The 21,229-nt window shown below is 49.8% G+C and carries 17 protein-coding genes; 7 read left to right on the plus strand and 10 right to left on the minus strand.

The features are described from left to right. Positions 1 to 286 precede the first annotated feature (286 nt). Both IPL32_13190 and IPL32_13195 read left to right on the plus strand, forming a co-directional pair. Positions 287 to 2,533 carry a VCBS repeat-containing protein gene (locus IPL32_13190; GenBank protein ID MBK8466778.1) on the plus strand — a complete coding sequence of 749 codons (2,247 nt, stop codon included), beginning with the start codon at positions 287 to 289 and terminating at the stop codon, positions 2,531 to 2,533. 70 nt (positions 2,534 to 2,603) lie between these two features. Further along, complete coding sequence (locus tag IPL32_13195; GenBank protein ID MBK8466779.1) at positions 2,604 to 5,579, plus strand: VCBS repeat-containing protein; 2,976 nt, start codon at positions 2,604 to 2,606, stop codon at positions 5,577 to 5,579. A 481-nt stretch (positions 5,580 to 6,060) separates the two neighbouring features. Here the strand turns inward: IPL32_13195 and IPL32_13200 are convergent, their stop codons facing one another. Next, the gene (locus IPL32_13200) at positions 6,061 to 6,237 is read right to left on the minus strand and encodes a hypothetical protein (protein ID MBK8466780.1); all 177 of its coding nucleotides are present in this window, start codon (positions 6,235 to 6,237) and stop codon (positions 6,061 to 6,063) included. A gap of 285 nt (positions 6,238 to 6,522) precedes the next feature. Between IPL32_13200 and IPL32_13205 the strand changes: the two genes are divergently transcribed. After that, a complete protein-coding gene (locus IPL32_13205; protein MBK8466781.1) occupies positions 6,523 to 7,170 on the plus strand; it encodes a hypothetical protein in 648 nt (215 codons plus the stop codon). Between the two features lie 116 nt (positions 7,171 to 7,286). Here IPL32_13205 and rpmA read toward each other — a convergent pair whose 3' ends face one another. From rpmA to IPL32_13220, 3 genes are all read right to left on the minus strand, one after another. Continuing rightward, the gene (rpmA, locus tag IPL32_13210; GenBank protein ID MBK8466782.1) at positions 7,287 to 7,571 is read right to left on the minus strand and encodes a 50S ribosomal protein L27; all 285 of its coding nucleotides are present in this window, start codon (positions 7,569 to 7,571) and stop codon (positions 7,287 to 7,289) included. Between the two features lie 81 nt (positions 7,572 to 7,652). Then, positions 7,653 to 7,925: a 50S ribosomal protein L21 gene (gene rplU / locus IPL32_13215; GenBank protein ID MBK8466783.1), complete on the minus strand. Its 273-nt coding sequence runs from the start codon at positions 7,923 to 7,925 to the stop codon at positions 7,653 to 7,655. Between the two features lie 202 nt (positions 7,926 to 8,127). Next, the gene (locus IPL32_13220; protein ID MBK8466784.1) at positions 8,128 to 10,017 is read right to left on the minus strand and encodes a phosphoenolpyruvate carboxykinase (GTP); all 1,890 of its coding nucleotides are present in this window, start codon (positions 10,015 to 10,017) and stop codon (positions 8,128 to 8,130) included. Between the two features lie 496 nt (positions 10,018 to 10,513). On the opposite strand from IPL32_13220, the gene IPL32_13225 reads away from it, so the two are divergent. Next, entirely contained in the window at positions 10,514 to 10,924 is a 411-nt protein-coding gene (locus tag IPL32_13225; protein MBK8466785.1) for a hypothetical protein, read from the plus strand. 284 nt (positions 10,925 to 11,208) lie between these two features. Here IPL32_13225 and IPL32_13230 read toward each other — a convergent pair whose 3' ends face one another. The 6 genes from IPL32_13230 to IPL32_13255 all read right to left on the minus strand — a co-directional run bounded on the left by IPL32_13230 (position 11,209) and on the right by IPL32_13255 (position 17,771). Then, positions 11,209 to 13,149, minus strand: coding sequence for a hypothetical protein (locus IPL32_13230; GenBank protein ID MBK8466786.1), 1,941 nt, complete (start codon positions 13,147 to 13,149; stop codon positions 11,209 to 11,211). Between the two features lie 111 nt (positions 13,150 to 13,260). Next, positions 13,261 to 13,701, minus strand: a complete 441-nt coding sequence (locus tag IPL32_13235; GenBank protein ID MBK8466787.1) for a type II toxin-antitoxin system VapC family toxin — start codon at positions 13,699 to 13,701, stop codon at positions 13,261 to 13,263. Beyond that, positions 13,701 to 13,952: a hypothetical protein gene (locus IPL32_13240; protein ID MBK8466788.1), complete on the minus strand. Its 252-nt coding sequence runs from the start codon at positions 13,950 to 13,952 to the stop codon at positions 13,701 to 13,703. The genes IPL32_13235 and IPL32_13240 overlap by 1 nt, the downstream gene beginning before the upstream one ends. Positions 13,953 to 14,101: 149 nt before the next feature. Further along, a complete protein-coding gene (locus tag IPL32_13245) occupies positions 14,102 to 15,730 on the minus strand; it encodes a hypothetical protein (protein MBK8466789.1) in 1,629 nt (542 codons plus the stop codon). Positions 15,731 to 15,767: 37 nt separating this feature from the next. Next, a complete protein-coding gene (locus IPL32_13250; GenBank protein MBK8466790.1) occupies positions 15,768 to 16,646 on the minus strand; it encodes a DMT family transporter in 879 nt (292 codons plus the stop codon). Positions 16,647 to 16,736: 90 nt separating this feature from the next. Beyond that, positions 16,737 to 17,771 carry a hypothetical protein gene (locus tag IPL32_13255; GenBank protein ID MBK8466791.1) on the minus strand — a complete coding sequence of 345 codons (1,035 nt, stop codon included), beginning with the start codon at positions 17,769 to 17,771 and terminating at the stop codon, positions 16,737 to 16,739. 452 nt (positions 17,772 to 18,223) lie between these two features. Between IPL32_13255 and IPL32_13260 the strand changes: the two genes are divergently transcribed. From IPL32_13260 to fusA, 3 genes are read left to right on the plus strand one after another with little or no spacing between them, the layout of a single operon-like run. Continuing rightward, positions 18,224 to 18,604, plus strand: a complete 381-nt coding sequence (locus tag IPL32_13260; GenBank protein ID MBK8466792.1) for a 30S ribosomal protein S12 — start codon at positions 18,224 to 18,226, stop codon at positions 18,602 to 18,604. A 6-nt stretch (positions 18,605 to 18,610) separates the two neighbouring features. Further along, positions 18,611 to 19,081 (plus strand): 30S ribosomal protein S7, encoded by a 471-nt coding sequence (gene rpsG / locus IPL32_13265; GenBank protein MBK8466793.1) that lies wholly within the window; start codon positions 18,611 to 18,613, stop codon positions 19,079 to 19,081. A gap of 11 nt (positions 19,082 to 19,092) precedes the next feature. Next, positions 19,093 to 21,201, plus strand: coding sequence for an elongation factor G (gene fusA, locus IPL32_13270; GenBank protein MBK8466794.1), 2,109 nt, complete (start codon positions 19,093 to 19,095; stop codon positions 21,199 to 21,201). The last annotated feature ends 28 nt before the right edge of the window (positions 21,202 to 21,229 follow it).

A 21,229-nucleotide genomic window follows, 5' to 3' on the forward strand; every position in this document is an offset into this window, starting at 1 on the left:
CCATATACGCCACAACATAGCACATTGTTGCATCGTTGGGAAGATTAACGTCCTCGATTTGACGCAACCTTTCCGAACACGACGTTGTTTTCGAGCGTGAAGGACATTAAAACACGCGTTTGCGGCGCGGTGTGATTTCGCCATACAATTTTCGGCCAATATCTACGGGCTTACAGTGCGATGAAATGTGTGGGAAAACACTGTTAATCAATGTATAATAATAGTAGCCATCTTAAGGTCGGTTAACGACCCGTCAGATGCCAATCGCACCACAAAGGAGTCCGACATGCCCACCAAACACTCATCCCGCGTTCTTTTTCTCACCCTGATACTAGTAGTTTTTGCCACCATCGCCGTAAATGCCAATTGGGGAAGCCGAATTGGTCACGGTTCTTCCGTTAGACCTGTGTCGTCTAATAAGGCTTCTGTAGGCGCATCAACGGCACTGCCCGCATCGGGCGGTACTGCTTGTACCTCAAATCAGAGATTTACCTGGCCTGCAATACCTGAAGTTGCTGTTGGCGGACCGGCGATGGGAGTCGCTATGGGCGATTTCAATGAGGACGGTTTTCTTGACCTCGTTTCAACAAACGACGCTCCGGCTAGCAGCGTCTCGATCCGACTTGGTGACGGCAATGGCGGATTTACATCGCCGCCCGTGCCTGAGATTCCTGTAGGAGCAGCTCCGCATCCAATTGCCGTTGGCGATTTCAATGGTGATGGTTTTCTGGATTTTGCAACGGCAAACCAAGGCACCGCAAATAATGTGTCGATCCGACTTGGGAATGGCAATGGAGGCTTCACCTCGCCGCCCGTGCCTGAAATTGCCGTTGGAAGAGGTCCTACGTCAATGCAGATCGCCGACTTTAACAACGATGGGAATCTAGACATCGCGGTAGCCAATTTGTCGGACACCAGCATTTCGGTCCGATTGGGAAGCGGAGACGGCGGGTTTGTGTTGCCTTCGGTCTCTGAGGTTGACGTTGGTAGCCGGCCTTTTGCGTTAGCTGCCGGGGACTTGAACAACGACGGCATTCCGGATCTTGCGACATCAAACGATCTTGCGGACTCGGTTTCTATCCGCATTGGAAACGGTAAAGGCGAGTTTACGTCAGCCAATTCCGAAGTCGCGGTCGGAAACATTCCGATGTCCATCGCTATCGGAGATTTTAATGGTGACGGAAACCAAGACTTTGTAACGACCAATTTGGTTTCAAGCACGAGTCAGAATGGAGGGGATATGTCGGTCCGATTCGGGGACGGCAATGGAGGTTTTACTTCACCTGCCGTACCTGAGGTTCCGATGGCAGGGTCAGACACTGTCGCCGTTGGAGATTTTAATAACGATGGTAAACAGGATGTCATCACCGATCTCAACTACGGCTCCGCCTCCATCTGGTTAGGTGATGGGAGCGGCAATTTTGCGACGTCAACTCTGCTTCGAGTTTATTTGGGAACAGGTTCGAATCGCGTCGGATCGATCGCCGTGGGTGACTTTAACGGCGATGGTATTGAAGATTTTGCTGCAACAACCAGACCACAGTCAGGCCCTGAGCGGCCAAACATTTCCATCCGTCTTGGCGGATGTTTTCCGTATACCGTTGACGGAGCCGTCCTCTACGGTAATGCGGCAAACGGAGGCACGCTTCCATATCGCGCTGTTTCGTACGTATTGATGAGGGCATCAGGTTCGCAAACAACGGGTACAATGAATAACTGGAGTTACAATCTCCCGGGCGGGTACTCGCTTGGTGTAACCGGAGCGGGCCCGTTTACCGTAACGCCTACAAAGACGAGTGCCGTGAATAATATAACTTCACTCGATGCGGCAAGGGTTGCTCAGCATGCGGCGGATGTTGCTTCTCTGGCAAATAATCAACTGTTAGTTGCCGATGTCAGCAATAACGGCAGCATCAGTTCGTTCGACGCGGGACAGATCGCAAATTTTGTTGTTCGTGCTTCGCCGTCTGGAAGAACAGGAACCTGGAAATTCCTTCCCGAGAGCAGAACTTACCCGTCGATGACAGACAGTATTACCGGTCAGGACTATGTTGGCCTGCTGTTCGGTGAGGTTTCCGGCAATTGGGCCGATAGCAGCGGTCGTCCCGTAAACCGAAGCATAGGTGGTCCGATAAGGAATGCGTCCGTTTTGATTGAGCGTGTGGTATCTTCAGCAGGGAAAGAGGTGGCAGTACCCGTTCGTGTGGAAGGAGTCGCTAATAAAGGCGTAATTGCCTACGAGTTCGAACTCAGATACGATCCATCGGTGATCCAACCTGAGGGAACAGGTGTTGATATTACTAAAACAGTCAGCGGTCAATTTACCGCAGTGAGTAACGCTGAAGAACCGGGACTTTTGAGGGTCGCGGTTTATGGAACAATGCCAATTACTGGAAATGGAATCTTGCTGAACCTTAGATTCACTTCCGTCGGAGCATCAGGGACGGGGTCGCAGCTGACGTGGGAACGATTTATGTTTAACGAAGGTGAGATGGCAGTAAGCGCGAATAATGGACAAATAGAACTATTTTAATGCTAACGCCTGCACGAGAAGATCGTCTAGAACCGTCAAAGATGCCATCTGCACCCTAAAGGAGTCCGATATGCCTACCAAACACTCATCCCATATTCTTCTCACTCTAACCTTAGTTCTCCTCGCCACTGTCACCTCTAATGCCGGTTGGGGCAGATTTGACTCAATGCCTGCGGGCGTTCAGACAGCAGATCGCGAACTGGAGCAGTCTAAAACTGCGGGCTCGGCGCCTACTCTTGGTAATTATCCAACTGTCGGTGTGAATTTGAGTGACAACATCACGATCACGCCCGATGCTCCTCCGACAAACAGTGTGAGCATAAGCGTCGAGGCTCCGGCGAGTTTTACAGGTCAGCTAACTGCCGACCCAGTGACAGGCATCGTGCGCGTGACAAACGCGCAACCCGAGATGCACACGTCTGTAGGAATTGCAATTACTGTAAGAGCGTTCGGGGCAAACGGCGCTAGCATCTCGAAGACATTTGGCTTGCTGGTCCTACCGGGACCGTATTGTGGGCAGCAGTCGTATTTTACTGCGCCTTCAGTGCCGGAAATTCCCGCAGGTTCTATACCCAACTCGGTAGCGATCGGCGATTTCAACAACGACGACAATCAGGACGTGCTAACGGTCAACTATTCATCCAATAACGTTTCGATTCGTTTGGGAAACGGCAGCGGCGGATTTACCTCGCCCGCTGTGCCTGAAGTAGTCGTCGGGGACCGGCCACTTGCAGTCGCGATAGCTGATTTTAACGGTGACGGTAACCAGGACATCGTTGTAACTAACTCCTTCGGTCCCCACCAATATGGCTACACCGTTTCGATCCGACTCGGAGACGGCAATGGTGGATTTACATTGCCTGCCGTACCCGAGATTGCGGCTGGCAGTAACACGAATGCAGTAGCGGTCGGAGATTTTAACAGAGACGGCAAAGCCGATCTTGCAGTGGGGAATTTCGATACAGGCATCGCTATCCGGCTCGGTGACGGTGCAGGTGGATTCGTTCCGTCGCCAGCCGGTGACCCGACCGTCATTGGGGTGGCAAACTCGATCGCGATAGGAGATTTTAACAGAGACGGCTTTCAGGATATTGCGGCTACACACAGCCAAAACTTTGTTTCGATCCGATTAGGAAACGGAGTCGGCGGATTTACTTCACCGACGACACCCGAGGTTTCCGTTGGGTCTATTGCCCGCTCGATAGCAATTGGGGATTTCAATCGTGACCGAATACAGGATTTCGTCACGGCAAACACAGGCACAAACACGGTTTCAGTGCGTTTGGGAGACGGCCTCGGCGGTTTTACTTCGCCGGCAACGCCGGAGGTCGCAGTCGCGCCGCAGCCATTCTCGATTGCCATTGGCGATTTTAATAACGACCACTATCAGGACTTTGCTGTTTCATACAATAACAGCGACAAGGTTTCGATACGGTTGGGAGACGACTATGGAGAATTTTCTTCACCTGCGGCACCAGAAATTACTGTCGGTTTCCGCTCAAACGACGTAGCGATTGGTGATTTCAATGGCGACAACATACAAGATTTAACCACAGCGAACGGTTCCGGCTCGACTTCGATCCGGCTTGGGGTCTGCAATGCGGGAACTCCAACAAATACGCCGACGAGCACGAGTACAAATACGGCGACGGCGAGTGCAACAAGCACGCCATTCAACTCGATTGCGGTATCGCTGCCTTCGGTAACAGCTCAAGAGGGCTCAACCATTACGGTTCCGATCACGGTCGGCGATCTAACGGGAAAGGGAGTTATTTCCTATGATTTGCAAATTACATTTGATCCGACAGTGATAACGCCGGCCTCAACCCCTTATGATCGGACTGGAACCTTGAGCGGCAATCTGGCGATAACGCCTAATTTGCAGTATCCCGGGCACTTTATCATCTCCGCCTTCAGTGGAGCGTCTTTAACAGGCTCCGGAACATTGTTAAATCTGAGATTTAATATCGTCGGCATTGCAGGACAATCGACCACCTTGAACTTTGAAAACTATACGGATCCGGGCAACGGCCTACATTCCGGATTCCTATTCAACGAAGGCAATCCACCAGCAGTGACCACAAATGGAAGTGTTGCAGTTTCCGGTTCCGGATCGATTTCGGGCAACATCAGCTACGGCAATGCGATCGGCAATCCTCCGTCACCGCGAAATATTTCAAATGTAACGCTTAACGCTTCGGGTTCGCCGCCGGTTTCTACTGTTACTAATTCGAATGGGTTGTATTCGCTTAGTGGTTTAGGACTAGGTTCCTACACCATAACGCTTTCAAAGGATGGTGGTGTTAATGGCTCGATTACTTCGTTCGACGCGGCGAAGATCACTCAATATGTCGCTGGCACTAATACGTTAAATACCACACAATTGCTTGTATCGGATGTGAGCGGCAATTCAGGTATTTCGTCACTGGACGCAGCTATGCTTGCCAAATTCGCTGCCGGGCCGCCATACACTGGGCAGGGGATAGGTTCGACGGCAACTTGGAACTTTCTTCCGACTGCGAGAACTTACCAGCTTGTAGGTAATGTCGCCGGAGAGAATTACAATGCCCTTTTGATGGGCGATGTTTCGGGGAACTGGACAGATTCCGCTCCGTCGCGTCCGACCGTTAACCGAAATGGGCCTGAACGAAGTGCCGCAGTTGCTGCTCCGCATCTGAAATCACAGGCGGACAGGGAAATTTTGATTCCGATCAAGGTTCAAGGTGCTGCAAATAAGGGCATTATTGCTTATGAGTTCGATCTTCGATACGATGCGTCGGTTATACGGCCTCAAAACGATCCGGTCGATCTGGTAAACACTGTCAGCCGAGGGCTTTCGGTTGTTGTAAATCCTCACGAACCGGGACTTTTGAGGGTCGTCGTGTACGGCCCGATCCCGATCGAAGAAAATGGATTGTTGTTGAATCTTAGATTTGTTCCCGTCGGGGCATCGGGCTCGGTGTCGCCGCTAACTTGGGAACGGTTTATGTTCAACGAGGGTGAGCCCCGAGTTTTCGCGACTGACGGTAAGGTCGAGCTTTTTTAGAATTGTAGGCCTCGCACGTTAGTATGTGTCGGTACATTTGGTGATGAGTGTATCGCCCTTACTTACGTGCGGGGTTCTGCAAGAACCCAGTCGCTACTGCTCCCGGTTCTGACACGGCGGGCTTTTGCAAAGGAAAAAGGAAAAAAACAAAAGCGTTGATTCGATTGCTCGGATCAACGCTTTTATTTTTATGCTCTTTCATCACGCCGAAGCGTTTTGAAAGAGTGGCGGTTGTCGCATGTACACGTTCTAACCGCCGGTTTTGTATTCCGAATATACTCTGCGGAGAGTTGTTTCCGGTCAGCATCCAAAGTGAATAAATTCAAGTTGTTGTACTCGAAAGCACGATGCCGTTAGGTAGTTTTTCTGGTGGCTTTTCCTCCACCGCCGGTTACGTTCCCGGCAACGAGGCTCATGTCCCGAAGGATGTGAGCGGCTTAACGCCCGTTGGCTGATCAGTGCCGTGGGGTGTTGTTCGTTTTTATCCGAACAACTCGGTCTGCCCTAAGGCGACCTTAGCAAGCCTTTCGGCTTCGGCTCTGGCGATCATGGACAGCGGCTTTCCGCTCCTTCTGTCCGCAAACGATGTGTCGCCACATCTGTTCCACTTCCAAGTGCCGGTCAAAATGCCCGTAAGCAACCTTGACTGTAGAACCATCTTACACCCGTAAAAACCAATGTCAAGTATAAAATACTTTAACTATTGCCCTTATTTCACGGGCATTCTGTGGAAATCGTGTGGATTAGTCGATGCTCGATCTGTGGATAAAAATGTGGAAAATCCGGCAAGTGTTTTGGAGGCAGAACTTAGTGAATTTGCTCTATAGGCATCGTTTTGGCAAAGTTGAAAGTAAAATTAGAATTTTATTTGAAAAAAAATTTTGAAACGCAAAAATGAAGGACTGTTGGGCAACAGAAAGAAGGAGTTAATTGAGGTGAAAACATGAAAATTTACGTGGTATATGTAGTCGGAGTGTTGGGGCTGTGCGTTATTCAAAATGGATGCGGCAACGCGAACAGCGGAAACCAGATGTCGGCTAACAATGGGATTGCCTCCGCCGGTTTATCTCCGTCGCCAAAACAAAGCTTCGCGCAAAATTCAAATGCCACGAACATTGACACATCGACAAAGGATGGGAAAACCGTAGCGGATAATGAAGCCCAGACACAAAACGGCAGCCGGAAATTTGGACAAGATGCAATTGTTGATCTGCCAAAAATGAAGTCAAAGGTTGGAAACCTAATTGTCGTTCCCGTGAAAGTTACCGGCCTGGCCGGTAAAGACGTTATCTCATATGAATTCGACCTAAAATACGATCCCGGAGTGATACAACCAGTCGATACCGGCGCCGATATAAAGGGAACAATAAGCAACGAGCTTTCGCTGGTGACAAATCCATCAAAGCCCGGCGTATTGAGGGTTGTCGTTTATGGAGCAAAGTCCATCGATAAAGATGGTGTGTTGTTGAATTTAAAGTTTACGGCGGTCGGAAAGTCGGGTTCGGTTTCGCCGCTTTCGATCGAGCGGATAATGTTTAATGAAGGCAATCCCGGTGCCAATGCTAACGCGGGACAAGTCACACTGTTTTAAGTGGAAGGCAAAAGGTGAGGACACTTTAGTCCGCCACGGAGAGTTGGGAGCAATTGAAAAAGAGGGTGCCTTTTCGGGCATCCTCTTTCTTCTGAAAAAAATTCTGCTTTTTCTGATTAAACGGCTTTTGGTGCAAGTTCCGGAGCACCTTCTACATACACGCTAATGAATTTTCCTTTCCGGCCTTTGTTCTCAAATTTTACAAAGCCCTCGATCAGCGAGAACAGCGTGTCGTCTTTGCCGCGGCCGACATTGTTTCCCGGATGCCATTTAGTTCCGCGTTGACGTGCAATGATGTTGCCGCCGAGAACGTGCTCGCCGCCAAATTTCTTGAGACCAAGCCGCTGTGCATTTGAATCGCGGCCGTTTCTGGATGAACCTACACCTTTTTTATGTGCCATATTTCGATTTTGGATTTTAGATTTTGGATTTTGGATTGAAAGCAACCAAAAAACAAATTCCCAAATCCGAAACTCCTAAATCTAGTCTATCGTTATTTCTGTAAAACCTTGTCTGTGGCCTTGTTTGCGTTTGTACTGTTTGCGGCGTTTCTTTTTGAAAACGATGATCTTATCGCCTTTGCCATGTTTTAGCACAGTTGCTTTGACCGTTCCCGCACCGGTTACACCGCCAGCGAGAAGAGTGTCGATATCAACCTTCTTTCCTGCCTCAGCGCTGATCGTCGGTACGCGAAGCGTCATGCCGCTCTCGACCGCAAACTGCTTTCCACCTGTTTTAATAATTGCGTAACTCATTGTTGTGTTAGCTCCTGTCGATGGCGAAGAAAACCTTCATCCAGTCGAAAAACTCAAATTATACGGAAATCTACGGTCGAGGTCAATTGCGTAAGAAAGATAATTAACCTCAAATGGACGCGGATAAACACAAATATAAACTAAGTCTGATTGATTCTAATTTTCGTATCTGTGTTAATCCGCGGCAATTGCGGTTAATTCTTTATTCGCCTTTGCTGACGGCCTTTAGCGGCTCCGCTTCCGGACGCGGAGCTGCCAGTCCAAGCTCGGGTGAACGCCATAGGCTCGAGACCAGAAGTTCGCGGATAAAGGTCATTTCCTTTGGCAACCGATCGTAGAGCTTGAAGAAAAGCTCATCGTGCATCGCGATCTCCTTGATCCAAGTGTCGCGGTCGATGTTCATCACGGCATCGAATTGTTCCCGTGTAAAGTCAAGTCCACGCCAGTCGAGATCTTGATAGCTTGGCATCCATCCTAGCGGCGTTTCGACGCTCGCAGCCTCGCCGCGGGCACGTTCGACGATCCATTTTAGGACACGCATGTTATCGCCGTAGCCCGGCCAAGCGAACTTGCCATTTTCATCTTTGCGGAACCAATTGACGGTGAAGATACGCGGCGGGTTTGGTACCTTGCGGCCAAAATCGAGCCAGTGGCCAAAATAATCACCCATGTGATAGCCGCAGAATGGCAGCATCGCAAATGGATCGCGTCTAACCTCGCCGATGTTGCCGAAAGCGGCAGCGGTCATTTCCGAGCCGATCGTTGCGGCAGAATATACGCCGAAAGACCAGTTGAACGACTGCATCACGAGCGGCACAACGCTGTTGCGTCGTCCGCCGAACATGAACGCCGACACGGGCACGCCGCTTGGGTCGTCAAACATTTCGTCAGCTACGGGGCATTGCGTTATCGGAGCGGTAAATCTTGCATTTGGGTGAGCGGCTTTGACTTCGCTGGTTGGGGTCCAATCGTTGCCTTGCCAGTCGATGGCGTGTGCTGGCGGGTCGCCGTCCATACCTTCCCACCAAATGTCTCCGTCGTCAGTTAATGCAACGTTGGTGAAGATCGTGTTTTCCCTGATAGATTCCATCGCGTTGGCGTTGGTGGCGTAATTGGTGCCGGGAGCCACGCCGAAGAAGCCAAATTCAGGATTGATCGCACGCAGCTTGCCGTTTTCGTCGGGTTTGATCCACGCTATGTCGTCGCCGACACAGGTGATCTCCCAGCCGTCCTCGACAAATTCCTTAGGCGGAATGAGCATCGCGAAATTGGTCTTGCCGCAAGCTGAAGGGAACGCCGCGCAGACGTAATCTTTACGGCCGTCGGGCGATTTCACACCGACGATGAGCATGTGTTCGGCGAGCCAGCCCTGATCGCGTCCGAGCGTCGAAGCGATACGCAAAGCGAGACATTTCTTGCCCAAAAGAGCGTTGCCGCCGTAGCCTGAACCGTAAGAAACGATCGTGTTTTCCTCAGGATAATGAACGATGTATTTATCTTTTGGATCTGGTGAGCAAGGCCATGCTACGTCTTTTTCACCGGCCGCGAGCGGCATTCCGACCGAGTGGAGGCACTTGGTAAATTCGCCGTCGCCGAGAGCTTTCAAAGCCTGATCGCCCATACGGGTCATAATCTTCATGTTGACCGCGACGTATGGCGAATCAGAAAGCTGCACGCCAAATTGCGAGATCGGCGAACCGATCGGGCCCATACAAAACGGCACGACATACATCGTGCGGCCTTTCATAGTGCCGTCAAACTTGGGTTTTAGAAGCGCCTTCATCTCGGCCGGAGCCATCCAATTGTTGGTCGGGCCGGCGTCGCCTTTGTTGCGAGAGCAGATGTAAGTGCGGTCCTCGACGCGGGCTACGTCAGAAGGATGCGAGCGTGCAAGGAATGAATTTGGCCGTTTTTCTGGGTTCAAACGTGTAAAAGTGCCTGCCGCGACCATCTCTTCGCACAGACGGTCGTATTCTTCCTGCGAACCGTCGCACCAATAGACGTTGTCGGGCTTGCACAACGCTACCATCTCGGTAACAAAGCTGATCAGCTCGGCATTTTTGACGTGTGAAGGCGTATTGATATCTGTCATTATCGTTAATGTTCTCCTGACAAAATTTTAACTACTTCTTTAGCAAAAGGTAATAAACAAGTAATAAGACTTGTTTTTTGAAGATATTTCAACAGCTTATCACGCCTAAGTCAGAACCGCGAAGCGATAGCTGAGGGGTTTTATAAGAAAAAGCCATCAGATGACCCCAAAAAGCCATCGGAAGGAGTGAAAAAGCCATCGGAGACCCCTAAAAAGCCATCGGGAAATATTGCTTTCGAGGGCTTTTTGAAAAAGATCTCCATTCAGATTCCGTCGTTCTCTTCATTGTCGTTTTCCATGCAAAAGACCGCTTCCAGCTTGCAAAAGCCCGCACGTAAGTAAGGGCGAAACACGCAACTTGTAAAGGACCGAAGGAGCGTGATTATAGGATCTCATAGTTGCCTTTATGATGAATGTATCGCCCTTACTAACGTGCGGGCTTCTGCATTGGGAACCGCACTTGACGGAATATTGCAACTGTGAAACAATACTTCACATGATAAATGAAAAACCAAAAAGCCGTTGGCAGGTCTATACGGGCTTGCCGAACCGAGTGGGAACCGGTGACATCCCGCGAGTAACCTTGAATCATCGAAAAGTGTTTTTGCTGAATATGGCCGCTGTGAAGGCGCTTGACTATCCCGCTGCGATCGAATTTCGATATGACGAAAACACGCGCACGATCGGCCTCGCACCAAAAGACCCTCGCATCCTCAGTGCATTCCCGCTAAAAGCTCACAAAGCGCGGAAATACACCTACCGCATAATTCACGCCGCACCGTTTTGCAAAGAGGTCGGCATAGCCCCGCGCGGAACGCTGCTTTTCACAAACGTCGACCTCGACAACGAAGGCACAATGCTCCTAGAACTAAGCACCGCCGTCGCCGTCGGGAGAGGGTTTAGGTAAGGCCCAAAATGAGAAAAAGGGATAGTGGAGGTTCTGCGGCTTTGCCATTCGATGTGCGGAAAAGCTATGCTTTTCCGTAACATAAAATAAAACATTGCGGCTCCGCCGCCGTTCTCGAATGTTCCAAATATCAAGAAGAACTCCAGCGTTCTATTTGACTTCGGTCGCACAAAATCGGCTGCCCGTGTTTCAACATAGACTCCGATCCCAGCCACCTTGCAGCCCTCATACCGGTTATCGACCGTTCGTGACAAACGCCCCTCTAAACAGAGCCTTTTCCCTTCTTACAATTTCAGTTGAAGGCGACGCCGGCCCAGTTTGGCAAGTAAGTATGAACGATATCGGCGGCAAATACCCCTGGAAATGGCCGATCTAATTTGGTGTCTTTTCGCCCAGAGCGGAAAGAGCGGAATCAAAAAAGAAATAAATGTGGCAACAACCGCAAGTCGGGAATCAATCTCCGACTGCAGAGCCCTTACAAGCAAAAATATAAAAATTCCGATATAGATCGGCGAAGAGTATATGAAAAAAAAGAGTATTCCCGCAATAACGCGCAATAAACTCTTAAAGTTTCTGTGCATGAGGAGGAAATTCTCGAATTGTTGAGACTTGAGCCGATATTCAAGCGTCGGAACATTTTGAGCAATTGTTTCGAGTTGTTTAACCTGTACAACTTTTTCATCGAGATGTTCGTCACTAATAAATTCAAGAACATCTTGAAGAGAAGCTTCTGTAATGGTACGGGGATCAATCTCCTTGGCTCGAATTTCTGAGAATATTATTAATGCTTCGTCACGATCTATCCGGCCAGAATCATAAAGACCTTTGTATTTCGAGTACCGAGCATTTACAGCTACGCGTAATTGAGCACCAAGTACACTTTGAGCCCTTGTTACCATATCAAACGACATTGGAAGGGAAGTCTTATCTCGAAAGCCCTTGTTGAGATTGAACCAAAGCCGGTTGGTAATATAGTCAATATCAATAGCAAAAGGAGAGTCTTTTATATTAAATTTAACGCGTGGGTCATTACCCAAAAAGCGTGTGAGACGATCACCGGTTAGCAATATCGCATTTGACATTTCAAACTGAGAGCTGCTCACGCCACCTCGGAGGTGGTTGATAATAGTAAACTGTTCTAGACGAGCGGCTATTTCGTCTTGGCTATAACCTGAACCCACGCGAGCGGCGTCACTACTTAGAGCTTTTAATAAACTGGAATCTTCCACATTGAACGGTATCCTTTCATAGACCCTCGAAGATTCAATCTCCCGTATTCCCTCTATCTCGAGTCGTCTGTAGAATCGAGCCTTCTTTTCTAGAACGTCGCTAGGAGTACTACAACCGTTAATAATGGTCCGATGTGCAGTAGTTGAATGTGCGCTGATGGCATCTCGACCTCCCACGGTCGCTTCGGCTCTTGCAAATATTCCCTCAATTTGATTCTTGCCTTCCTCAAGATAATGTAGAGATATTCGAGCTTTTTTACCTCGACTAGCATTTGCATTGTTGACTTCCTTTACTAATGAGTAAAAGTCATCAAAGAATTGCTGATATACGGGACCATTGAATCCCCCCATAGTGAGTAACAATTCGGTGTCAAGAACGACTTTCAAATCCGTGCGCCATATTCCTTGCTCATTTGGTTCTTGAGCAGAAATAAGGGCGGAGTAAATTACTAAGCCTTCTCGAATCAGATTTAGATGTTCACGAAACTCGTCTTCTGAACTGAATTCGACAATAAATGCGCTGTAAAGTCGAGAAAGGTCTTCGGGAACTGAATCGCCAAGAAGAAAATGGTAGAACTGGTCGCCAACCTCGTCACCGGTTCGATGTTCTGTACTTGTGAAGGCTTTCGAATACTCGATTAGCTTGCCACAAATCGAATCGTATGTTTGCTTTAACCTCTCAAATTCATCATCAAGTGAATTTGTCGAACACGTACTTGGGTCGGTGACTTTATAGTGGTCTTTTCCTAATGCCTGAACAAAACCTGCCGCCTTTAGACGAAGTCGGAGAACCTTTGAAATGACCGCCTTGGGCAGGTAAAAATCGAAATTATCGCGAAGGTAATGATTTGCTTCGTCGAGAGTAAATTCCCAAGCTCGATTAGAAATAAGAGCCGACTTTATGAATTCGCCCACTAAGTGGTATACGTCCTGATTTCGATCAAAAAGCTCGCTGAATAATGCCACAGAAGCAAGAATTCTATTATCTTTATCCATATTCAAAACAGGCTTCGCCCTCGCTGGAGCATGGTCGGAAATATTGAATGTCGTTAAATAATACACCCATTTGGGCGTGTGTCAACCGCCTAATCAGTAACTATATTCCAGTTAAACGTTAACAGGATTGATGATGGTGATTTGAGAGTAACGGCGAAAGTCGGATTCGTTGAATGTGAGTAAGTGCGAAATTTTATGGGCGATCATCGATGCCGCAATGCGGGCGTCGTGGACTTGGACGCCTTTGATCTTTAGGTCAGAGACGAGACGCCGCCATTCTGTGAAGGTTTTTAGGTTGTCGGGCAGTAAGCGAAAGTGTTTTTCAATTAGTTTTACTTTCCGTTCGGTGGATTCAACGGACAAGCCGAGTCCGCCTCGGACAGTGTTTGGACGAGTGCAAACATTCCAAAATTCCGCGAGCACTTGTGGCGTGTAGCAGAGAGTTTCTCCCGACGAATGTAATTTTTTGAGTGCGGAAAGGACGTCGGTTCTGTTCGGGCTGTTTGGTTCCGCGAGACGGAGGAAACAGTTGGTGTCGATCAGATATGCCATTAGTTGTGATCGGCGTAAATGTCGTCGCGGGAATAAGTGCCGGAGTACGGCGTAATCGCGTCCGCGGTTTCGGCGAATGCTTCCATATCGCGATCGAAGTCGGTGTCTGAGGAATCAGCGGCAAGTCCAAGATCGTCTTCGGTTGATGGCAACAGGCTGCGGAGATATTCTTCTACCGTCAAGCCTGCATGTTTTGCGTAAGACTCGATGAGAGTAACCGTTTCGGGCGTGATTTCTAGAAGGTTATTCATAACACGCGAAATTGTATCATTTTTTTCGTGTCATTTGATCAAGTTTTTAGTGGGCGGCGGCGTAGCCGCGAAGAATTAAAAGGGCTTGACGGAAAAGCATAGCTTTTCCGCTCGGCGAGTATGAAAATAGACAGCCGCCTTAGCCCCCACTAATTTACTTGCAATTTCGTATCGGCATTGGCCCAGGCTTTTTGGAAGTCTTTTTGGACGGCGCGGGTGGGTTTGTTTTGGTGTTTTAGGGCTTCTGTTAGGCCGAAGAGGGCTCTTCCGTTTTTGGGGTGTTTGATTAGTTCGGCGCGGTAGGTGGATTCGGCTTCGGCGAACTTTCGGTCGGCAAGCAGAAACTGGCCGAGCCATTCGCGTGTGGGCAGGTCCCAGTCGGGTGGTTCGTTGTAGTTTAGAGCGTCTTCGGCGGCGACAGCCTGCCGAAGGTGGGCGAGCGTTTTTTCTTTATCGCCGCGAGCTTGGGCAACGGCGGCGGTGAGAAGTTCGTTTGCAACTTTCAGGACATTTGCGGCGGTGTTGTTGCCAAACGGGCCGTCGGCAGGAAGGACATTGGTGATCGTCTGAAGATCGGCGAGTTCTTTTGCGGCGTCTTCGGCTTTACCTTTGCGGCTAAAAGCGGTTCCGCGTGCAAAATGCCACATCGCGGTCGTAACAACGTGTTCTTTTTTCGGCTGCGGCTCGGCTAGGATGTCGTCCCACTTGGCAAATCTCACCATCGCGACAAACGGATAAACTGAAAACATTTCGAGCATCGGCATTGCTTCGAGCGCGGGTTTAACATTTGTCTCGAGATCGCGCGACCATTTCATCGCCAGTTTGTAATTGCCGTTCATCGCGTTTGCCGAGGCGAGAAAATGCATGTTGTGGTTGTAGTACATCATCGGGTAAACGCCTTGCGGGCCGTTTTTTGCGACGTAATTGCGATCGACAACGACTGCATCCGCGTTGGATTTTGCAGCTGCGGTGTAATCTCCGGTCCGGATGTAAATGTGCGAAGGCATATGCACCAAGTGTCCCGCGTTCGGAGCGATGAGTCCGAGGCGTTTTGCGCTTGGCAGGGCGCGTTCGGGATTTGTCGAGGCTTCGACGGCGTGGATGTAATAGTGATTGGCGCCCGAATGATTCGGCTGGCGTTTTAGCACGCTCTCCAAGACCGCGACGATCTCAAGCGTATCCTCAGCCGGCTTTCCGTCCTGCGTCCAAAGCTGCCATGGACGCAGATTCATCATGCTTTCGGCATAGAGCGTCGCGGCGTCCAGATCGTTTGGATATTTTTTTACAAGTTCGCCCATCGCGGTTTTGTAATCGCGGGCAAGTTGTTGGCGATCTACTTTGTCCGGATCGGTGGCGTAACGTTTTGCGAGAGCGTTGATGTAGTCCTGTTCTTTTTGCGAGGCTTTAGGCGCGAGTTCGACCGCCTTTCGCAGGTTCGCGTAGGCGTCCTTTAGCGCCGCGGAATCTGCTTGAAGATTGTAATTTGATCCAAGAGCGAGCGCCTGTCCCCAATATGCCATGGCAAGGTTGGCGTCGATCTCAGAGGCACGTTTGAAGGATCTTACAGCCTGTTCGTGATTGAAGGCGAAAATGTACGCAAGGCCCTGGTTGAAGAATTTTTGCGCTTCGGGCTGCGAAGTCGTCACCCGATGATCGACGTTGCCTAAGCCTTTTTCGAGCGTTGTCTCGGGCGTTTTCGTTGGCTTACCATGATCATGCTGCGCCGCAGCGGCCATCGGAATTAAAAGCAGTGAAATAACGATCGCTAATCTTTTCATCTGTAGAAATCCTCCAGCAGAATAATAACCGAAACCTTTAATTCTTGTCAGCTACAACCAATCTCAGGCGGTATTGGGCAAGTGTATGTATAGCTACTGTCGCTATTATTATTGTGCCGCCGAGAATGGCCCAGTTGGTTGGCTTTTCGGCCAGGAATAGGAAGACCCAGACTGGATTTAGGAGAGGTTCGATGAAGCCGATGATGCTTGCGTCGAGGGAGCGCACGCCGGAGGCGATGCCTTTGGTGAAGAGGAGATAGGCGATGCCGATCTGGAAGACGCCGAGGAAAAGAATTGCAATAACGTCTATTGTTCCGATCTGTGTGGGTAAGTTGGGCGCGACGAGGGGAATCATTAGGACTACGATCAGGACGTTGCCGTAGAAGACGGAAAGTGCGGGATTTCGATTCCCAAGCGAGCGCTGATGCCGCAGAAAGATGAAATACAAGCCGAAGAATAAACCCGATAGCAGGGCTACGAGGTTGCCGGTGAGCGCTGCGGTGTCGAATTGGCCGACGAAGAAAAGGCTCATACCGATGAGGCAGAAAAAGACGGTGAGCAGGTCTTTGACACGGAATTTCTCCTTTAGCACAAAGGGTGCGAGTATCAGGATGTAAATCGGTGCGGTGTATTGAAGAAAGATGGCGTTGGCGGCTGTCGTGTTTTTGTTAGCGTAAACGAAACAGGTCAGTGTGCCGGCGTAAAGAAACGAAGTCAGCATCGTAAACCTGTCGAGCTTCAGCCCTTTCTTATAAGTAAAGAGCGCAACCGTGATCGCCGCAAACAGCGAGCGGCCTAAGTTCACGGCAAATGCGTCGAGGGAAGTGAGCTTAATAAAAAGCCCGCCGGTACTCCACATTAGAACCGCTATCAGGACAAATGCTATCGGGGGAAAGTTTGTCTTTTCGTTTTGCACAGAGATTTAGCCACGAATTACACGAATGGCACAAATAAAGAGATTAAATCAATTCGTGATATTCGTGTAATTAGTGGCAAAAAAATCTTCTTACTCACCATTAGCGGCTGAGGCTATTGTGTCGCGGAGTTTTTGGGCTGATGTGGTTGCCGGTTCAAGTTCTAGTTCCTCGACGTCGCCTCGGACTTTTTTGCCGAAGACTGCATTCCAGGGCGGGATGACTATAGTCACGTTGCCGCTGGCTTCGGACTTACATGCGAGGCGTAGAAACGGCTTGGCGTTGTCGGGTTGGTTGTAGCCGAAGACGCTCATCGCTCGGCGTTCGCGTGGTGTTACGTCGGAGAGTTTTTCGCGACCGCCGATCACGCCGACCCAGCAAGTGCCGCACGACGCAGCCGTGCATTCGATCGGCACAGGACCTTCCCAGCAGCGTTCGTCTTGCTCTTGCCATGCGTGCGAACGATCTTTTTGCGATGCAGAAGCGATCTCTTCGGCAGCGATGACGGGAAACTTGCCGGACGAATTTATGCCGGAAAACTTGACCGAGAATTTTTTGTCAACGGTCTTAAGAAACCCGAGCATGCCTTGTGAATCGTCTTTTTCGCGCGCGGCGATAGCTGCTTCGGGCGATTTTGCCGTTTTTGCTTTGGGATCGAGTTCTCCGGACGCGGCTTTGAAGGCTTCGATGCCGACTTGATTCAGCGTTGCGAGGCCGACGGCGGCGATGGCGTTGACGAGATTGCGCTCGATGTTGAGTTTGCTGGCGGTGCTGCACGAAATGCTTTTTATGATCTCGATCAACGGCTGGCCTTCATCTTTGAAAGCATCGGCTTCCTTTTCGACTTTGCGTTTAACCTTTGGCCAAAACCTGTGGCCGTATAGGAAATGATGCGAAGTATCGATCTGGTTCTTTAGTTCGAGATCGCCTTTGAGGGCAAGGCCGTTGAGAATTGCGTCGCGATCTTCGGCAGCGTCGATGTAGCGAACCAGGTCAAGCGGATAGAAGCGGAACCAGATCTGTACTGCTTCTTGATCGACTTCGTGAATACACGGCAGAAGCTCGTCAATTGCGGCGAGCCAGTCTGCTTCGGTGAACTTTGATAAATATGTTTCGAGATTGGTCATTGTAGTATTACTGTATTACTTATTAATTATATATAGAGCAAGGGCTTTCCCCTTTACGAAAAGGGAAAGTTTACAAATATTTCCGAATTTGTGCAATTTTGTACAAGAAGGTGCCTTGAGCGGCTTGACATCGAATGCCCAAATACCGATAATCTGAAGTTTCGGACTTTTACGGTCTGTTTTGCTGAGCGGTTCTATAAGGAGTCGCAAAGTAGATATTTGAGATTTTGAATCATGGATTGTTGCGTAAAACGCGGTCATCACAGGCCGTCGGCGAATTTGAACATTTCTTTTATGCCACGCTACAGCAAAGTTTCACTTCTCGTGAGTTAGATAATCGAATTTAGTAATTCATTCAGCGAGAGCTGCTTGAGCTAACTGCCGGATTTATTCGGCAAGAGTCAGGTAAGGGTTTACTTTTGTCTTTTAAATAAGAGGTTCAGAAAGAAAGAATGCCGACGATCAACCAATTAGTTCGAAAAGGACGCCAAGCCGTTAAGTATAAAACGGCGAGTCCGGCTTTGCAGGCCAACCCGCAGAAACGCGGTGTTTGCACACGTGTCTACACTTCGACCCCAAAGAAGCCTAATTCGGCTCTTCGTAAGGTCGCCCGCGTCCGCCTTACCAATCAGATCGAAGTTACTACATATATTCCCGGTATCGGGCATAACCTGCAGGAACACTCGATCGTGATGATCCGCGGCGGTCGTGTGAAGGATCTCCCAGGTGTTCGTTATCACGTTATTCGCGGAACGCTGGACGCTTCGGGCGTCGCGAACCGCAACCAGTCGCGTTCGAAATACGGAGCGAAACGTCCGAAGGGAGCGAAATAGTAAGTTATGCCAAGACGTAGAGTTGCAGGAAAGCGCGAAGTATTACCGGATCCGATCTACAACAGCATCGCCGTGACGAAGTTTATCAACGGCTTGATGTGGGCGGGCAAGAAGTCCATCGCCGAGCAGATCTTTTACGGTGCTATGACGAAGTTGGGCGAGAAAGCTCAAGATGAGCCGTTGAAAGTTTTTAGGGCTGCTCTCGACAGCGTCGCACCGACGCTTGAGGTCAAATCACGCCGAATCGGTGGTGCGACCTATCAGGTGCCGCTCGAAGTCAGCCGTGATCGCCGCAATACGCTTGCGATCCGCTGGATCGTAACAAATGCTCGCGGCCGCAGTGAAAAGACAATGGAAGACCGCTTGGTAGGCGAGCTTCTCGATTCAGCAAACGGACGTGGCGGAGCAATGAAGAAAAAGGACGACGTCCACCGCATGGCAGAGGCCAACAAGGCTTTTGCACATTATAGATTTTAAGATTTTTAGTAATGGCGAACATTAGTTTAGACAAATTTAGAAACATCGGCATCATGGCCCATATCGACGCGGGTAAGACCACGGCGACGGAGCGCATCTTGTTCTATACAGGTGTTTCACACAAGATCGGTGAGGTTCATGAAGGAACCGCGACGATGGACTGGATGGAGCAGGAGCAGGAACGCGGTATTACAATTACCTCGGCCGCGACGACCTGTTTCTGGACACGCAACAACATCGAACACCGCATCAATATTATCGATACACCGGGACACGTTGACTTCACGATGGAAGTTGAGCGGTCTCTTCGTGTTTTGGACGGTGCTGTTTGTGTGTTTGACGGCGTCGCCGGTGTTGAGCCGCAATCGGAGACGGTTTGGCGTCAGGCAGACAAGTACGGCGTGCCGCGTATCTGCTTTATTAATAAGCTGGATCGTGCAGGAGCTTCGTTCGATCGTTCATTTGAATCGATTTTGGTCAGACTTGGTGCAAACGCTGTTGCTATGCAGGTTCCGATCGGTATAGAGGAGCATTTCACCGGTGTTGTCGATCTGATCACGATGAAGGCTTTTGTCTGGAGCAACGAGGCGAAAGGCGCAAATTATGACATCGTCGATATTCCGGCAGACCTTGTTGAGGTTTCAAAGGCACAGCGTGAAAAGCTGGTCGAATCTGTTTCAGCTATCGATGACGATTTGATGATGAAATTCCTTGAAGGCGAGGAGATTTCAGAAAACGAGCTTCGCGTCGCTCTTCGCAAGGGAACTCTCGCGATGAAGATCGTGCCGGTTTTCACCGGTTCGGCATTTAAGAATAAAGGTGTTCAGACGCTGCTTGATGCGGTTGTCGACTTTCTTCCAAGTCCGCTAGATATTCCTGCTATCGAGGGCACAAATCCGAAAAATGGCGAGATCGAAACTCGTCCGCCCGATGCAAAGGCTCCGTTCTCAGGTTTGGTTTTCAAGTTGATGGCGGACAAGCATTTAGGCCAGTTGGCGTTTGTGCGCATATATTCGGGAACGGTTACCTCCGGTTCGTATGTTACGAACACGATCAAAGATTCAAAAGAAAGAGTCGGGCGTTTGATGCTCATGCACGCCAACAAGCGTGAAGATGTCGAAACGGCATCGGCAGGCGAGATCGTTGCCATTGGCGGTATGAAAAATACCACGACCGGCGACACTATCTCGGACGAAACGAAGCCGATCATTCTTGAGTCGATGGATTTCCCTGAACCTGTCGTGCGTGTCGCGGTCGAGCCGAAAACGCGTGCCGATCAGGATAAAATGGGCATCGCGCTCAATCGCCTTGCACAGGAAGACCCGAGTTTTAGAGTTAATACCGACCACGAAACCGGTCAGACGATCATCGCCGGAATGGGCGAGCTTCATCTTGAGATCATTGTCGATCGCATGAAGCGTGAGTTTGGCGTCGAGGCAAATGTCGGTAAACCGCAGGTTGCATACCGTGAAACAATCACTGCATCCGCACCGGGTAAAGAGATATATAAGAAACAGTCAGGCGGCCGCGGTAAATTTGGGCACGTCGAGCTCGAGATCGAGCCGGCTCCAGGCGAAGGTTTTGTCTTTGAGGACAAGATCACCGGTGGATCGATTCCAAGACAGTTTATCAAGCCGACCATGGAAGGCATCCGCGATGCAATGGGCCGTGGTTATTTGGCTGGTTACGAGCTTGTGGATATCAAGGTTCGCCTGCTATTTGGTTCATACCACGAAGTCGATTCCGACGAAATTTCATTTAAGTTGGCGGGTTCATTCGCATTTCAGGATGCGGTGAAAAAAGCCAAGCCGGTTTTGCTCGAGCCCATCATGCGCATCGAGGTTGTTACGCCTGAAGAGTATATGGGAGCGGTCAATGGCGATCTTAACCGCCGCCGCGGTCAGATCGACAAAATGGAACCGCGTCCGGGCAATGTTTCGGTCGTGACGGCATTTGTGCCGCTGTCGGAAATGTTTGGATACACAACCGATCTGCGAAGTTCGACTCAGGGCCGGGCGACTTCGAGTATGCATTTTGAGCGTTATAACGAAGCTCCGCGAAATGTCGCAGAGGAAGTTATCGCGAAGATCAAGGGAACGGGAACGAGTTCAGGTAGCTAAATAACTATCACTTTTTAGGAGAAAGACA

The sequence above is a fragment of the Chloracidobacterium sp. genome, assembly GCA_016711345.1.
In the GTDB taxonomy this organism is placed as follows: Bacteria; Acidobacteriota; Blastocatellia; order Pyrinomonadales; family Pyrinomonadaceae; genus OLB17.